At 69.5% G+C, this 1912-nt stretch carries 1 protein-coding gene; it reads right to left on the reverse strand.

Translation table 11 applies throughout. The features are described 5' to 3' along the window. Nucleotides 1-1831, reverse strand: a 1831-nt coding sequence (locus tag AB0M20_RS40915) for a ribonucleoside-diphosphate reductase subunit alpha (protein ID WP_364306633.1), incomplete at its 3' end; no start/stop codon positions are given. Between the last annotated feature and the right edge of the window lie 81 nt (nt 1832-1912).

A 1912-nucleotide genomic window follows, 5' to 3' on the forward strand; every position in this document is an offset into this window, starting at 1 on the left:
GCTCGATGCACTCGTAGCAGCCGGCGATCGACGCGATGGTCGCCGTCGGCGCGATCGCGACCAGCAGCGAGTTGCGCAGGCCGTGCGTCCTGATGCGTGTTCTCAGCTCCGCCCACCGCTCCGGCCGGCCGAGCTCGGTGCCCCAGAGGTCGGGGTGCAGATCGCCCTTCGCGGCGCGGGTTTCCGGGTACGAGGGGTGCGGGCCCTCGCTCTCCGCCATGGCCGCGGAGGTCTCCAGCGCCGTCAGGAAGATCTCCTCCTGCACCAGGCTGGACAGGGCTTTCGCCTCGGCGGAGTCGAAGGGCAGCCGCATCGTGAAGAACGCGTCCTGCAGGCCCATGAGCCCCAGCCCGATCGGCCGCCACCGCGGGTTCGACGCGGCGGCCTGCGGCGACGGGTAGTAGTTGATGTCGATGACCCGGTCGAGGAACTTGACGGCGGTCCGGACCGTCCGGCGCAACCGGTCCCAGTCGACACCATCGGCGGTGACGTGCGCGCCGAGGTTGATCGAGCCGAGGTTGCAGACGGCGGTCTCGTCGTCGGAGTTGACCTCGAGGATCTCGGTGCACAGGTTGGAGAGGTGGATGGTGTTGCCCGGCGCCCCGGTCTGGTTGGACAGCTTGTTGGCGCGGTCCTTGAAGGTCATCCAGCCGTTGCCGGTCTGCGCCAAGGTGCGCATCATCCGCCCGTACAGGTCGCGGGCCCGGACGGTCCTGACCGCCTTCTTCTCCGCCGCCCGGTATGCCTCGTCGAATTCGTCGCCGAACAGGTCCGGCAGGTCGGGCGCGTCGGACGGATCGATCAGCGACCACTCGGCGTCCGCCTCGACGCGGCGCATGAACTCGTCGGGGATCCAGTTCGCCAAGTTCAAGTTATGGGTACGCCGGGAGTCCTCGCCGGTGTTGTCGCGCAGCTCGAGGAACTCCTCGATGTCCGGGTGCCACGGCTCGAGATAGACGCAGGCCGCGCCCTTGCGCCGGCCGCCCTGGTTGACCGCCGCCACACCGGCGTCGAGGGTCTTGAGGAACGGCACGATGCCGTTCGACCTGCCGTTGGTGCCGCGGATCAGCGCGCCCCGGCCGCGGATCCGCGACCAGGAGATGCCGATGCCGCCGGAGAACTTGGACAGCTTGGCGACCTGGTGGTAACGCTCGTAGATCGAGTCGAGCTCGTCGCGCGGCGAGTCGACCAGGAAGCAGGACGACATCTGGGTGTGCCGGGTGCCGGAGTTGAACAGGGTCGGCGAGCTGGGCAGATAGGCCAGCGACGACATGAGGCGGTAGAAGCCGATCGCCTCGGCCGGCGTCCGCGACAGCCCGCACGCGACGCGGAGCAGCCAGTACTGCGGGGTCTCCACGACCAGCCGGGTCTCCGGGTGCCGCAGCAGGTAGCGGTCGGCGACGGTGCGCAGCCCGAAGTACTCGAACCGCAGATCGCCGTCCGGGTCGACGGCGTCGTCGAGCTTGCGGGCGTTGCGGGCCACGAAGGCGGCGGTCGCGTCGCCGATCAGGCCCTGCTGATGCGCGTACCGGATGGACTGGCTGAAGCTCGCGACCTCCTGCCCGCGCACCTCCTTGTCCACATAGGCCGAGAGCAGCCGGGCCGCCAGCCTGGAGTACTGCGGCTCCTCGCCGATCAGCTCGGCCGCCGTCTGGATCGACAGCTTGTCCAGCTCGGCCGTGGTCGCGCCGTCGTACAGCCCGCTGATCGTCTTGGTCGCGACCCGCAGCGGGTCGACCTCGTCCAGGTCGGCGACCCACCGCTCGACCGCCTTGACGATCTTGTTGACGTCGACGGTTTCCAAGTCGCCGTTGCGTTTTCTGACGTGCATCGTGTCCCCCCACTCGAGCGCGCAGGGGGACGCCGCCGGACGCGTTGCGCCCGGCTGATGGCGTCGGCCGTCCCACGCGGC

The sequence above is a fragment of the Actinoplanes sp. NPDC051633 genome (assembly GCF_040681735.1).
Lineage (GTDB): Bacteria > Actinomycetota > Actinomycetes > Mycobacteriales > Micromonosporaceae > Actinoplanes.